The sequence below is a fragment of the Gilliamella sp. Pas-s25 genome (genome assembly GCF_009795885.1).
In the GTDB taxonomy this organism is placed as follows: domain Bacteria; phylum Pseudomonadota; class Gammaproteobacteria; order Enterobacterales; family Orbaceae; genus Gilliamella.
In genome coordinates, this window is sequence record NZ_WTEV01000060.1 from 1 (window position 1) to 1,800 (window position 1,800).

Annotated in this window: 3 protein-coding genes and 2 pseudogenes; all 5 read left to right on the forward strand. The window is 34.1% G+C overall.

Translation table 11 applies throughout. From position 1 onward, the window contains the following. Positions 1-302 (forward strand): annotated as a pseudogene (locus GQ593_RS13210) (hypothetical protein); the annotation flags it as partial. Then, positions 299-697, forward strand: a complete 399-nt coding sequence (locus GQ593_RS13215; RefSeq protein WP_160432452.1) for a hypothetical protein — start codon at positions 299-301, stop codon at positions 695-697. The pseudogene GQ593_RS13210 and the gene GQ593_RS13215, both read left to right, overlap by 4 nt. A 133-nt stretch (positions 698-830) precedes the next feature. Continuing rightward, positions 831-1,004: pseudogene (locus GQ593_RS13220) on the forward strand (RHS repeat-associated core domain-containing protein); the annotation flags it as partial. Further along, positions 1,001-1,381 (forward strand): hypothetical protein, encoded by a 381-nt coding sequence (locus tag GQ593_RS13225; RefSeq protein WP_160432453.1) that lies wholly within the window; start codon positions 1,001-1,003, stop codon positions 1,379-1,381. The pseudogene GQ593_RS13220 and the gene GQ593_RS13225, both read left to right, overlap by 4 nt. A 166-nt stretch (positions 1,382-1,547) precedes the next feature. Then, on the forward strand, positions 1,548-1,800 hold a 253-nt coding region (locus GQ593_RS13230), incomplete at its 3' end, for an RHS repeat domain-containing protein (RefSeq protein WP_160432454.1).

The window sequence follows — 1,800 nt, forward strand, 5'->3', positions numbered from 1 at the left end:
GAACTGAAGCGTTAGCTGATCTTGCCGAAATTAAATCTGGAGTTGCTATTAGAGATGGTGAATTATTTACAACATCATCAGGCAGAGTATGGGGTATACATAATAATTCTGTCCACCCAGTTTCTGGACCTGGAGTTGTAAATATTTCATCACTAGAATATAAAGTCTTAATTCAAGCGAAAAAGTACGGAAAAGATAAAGCAATAATTACATTGAATCACCTAGAGAAAAAAAAGATTCTTGATCCTGAACAAATAAAACGAACTAAAGCTATTTTAAAATTAATGAAGGATAAAAAATGAATAATTCAAGATTATTAATTGATCTCTATTTGCAAAATCAGCGTTCAGAGCATGAAATTCTCGCTAATCTTGAGTTTATAATTGGATTGAAAATAGAATCGGTTAATTTTCCATGCAATGAGTCTCTATTATTTGTGTTGTTAATGGAATACTCTCAAGGATTTAAACAAGGTTTATCTATTATGTGGTCTGATGATTTAAATATAACACTAGATGGGAAAAGTATTGCACAAAAACTAGCTTGTGCATTAAATGTTTCTATTTTATTTGATTCAAGTCTTTTCGAGGATTCTTCTGCAAATAATAATGATAAATGGTTTTTAGTTAAATCTAACGGGATGTTAAGGCAAGTAGATATTGCAATTTTAGATGATGGAATAGATATTTTACCGTAAAGATGTAAGCGTCTAGTTTAAATATAGTATGCGAGTAATTTATACAAGTTTGATTAACGATAGTTGTATTGATACTGCGTTAATTTAGTTCTCTATTTGACCTGAAATAACTTGATTCAACCTAAACCGCTATTACGACCCATTTACAGGCAGATATATCACCCAAGATCCGCTCGGTATACTAGGCGGACTAAATAGTTACCAATATGCCGGTAGTGATCCGATCCAGTTTACTGTAACAAAAAATCAAAATACAGGCAAAATAAGCAATGCATTTCTTACAATGCCAATAAGGAATATAAAATGAGTCATAATTTAACATGGTTAAATACAATAGAAAAAGAAATAGAAGAACAAGGAGGTGGTGATTTATATTACTTAATAGAAACGATGTACAAAGAACATAAGATGAATCTTTTACAATTTATTTATGATGCATCACGGGGGATTGGTTGCATTGTTCACGAGGGGTTAGAATATGTTTTAGATCAAGATTTAGATGATCCGAAAGAATTTGATGAGGTATCTTTTTTAGTTGGAGACTATGAAAGTTCAACGCTATCTCCCCAACATTTTGTTGAACTTATGCAAATAATATCTAATAGCTATATTGAAGCACATCCTAAAGAAAAAGATTCAATCGAATTTTATATGAATAAATTAAGAGAACGTTATTCAAAGTAAATAGTAAAATACCCATATAATTTATGGGGATTTTATTTAGTAAACTGATGGGCAACTTGCTGAAATCACCGGGCATTAGCCACGCCGTTACCGTTATGATAATGCCGGTCAGCTACACACCGTCACCTATCCTGACGCCAATCCGGAGCAACATCACGCTGAAAAAGTGGAACTGTTTAGCTATGACCAAACCGGCAATAAAAGCACTGAAACCCAAGCGCTGGCACCCGCGCCTTTTCACGCCAATATTGCCAAAGGCAACCGCTTGACCTTTTTTAGTGACAAACATTTTGAGTATGACCGCTTTGGTAATCTGATTGCCGAAAAGCGTGGAAAAGACCACAGTCTAGTCACCCACTATGAGTACGACTGCCGGCATCGATTAATCAAAGTAATTAAGCCGACAGGGCTAATAATCA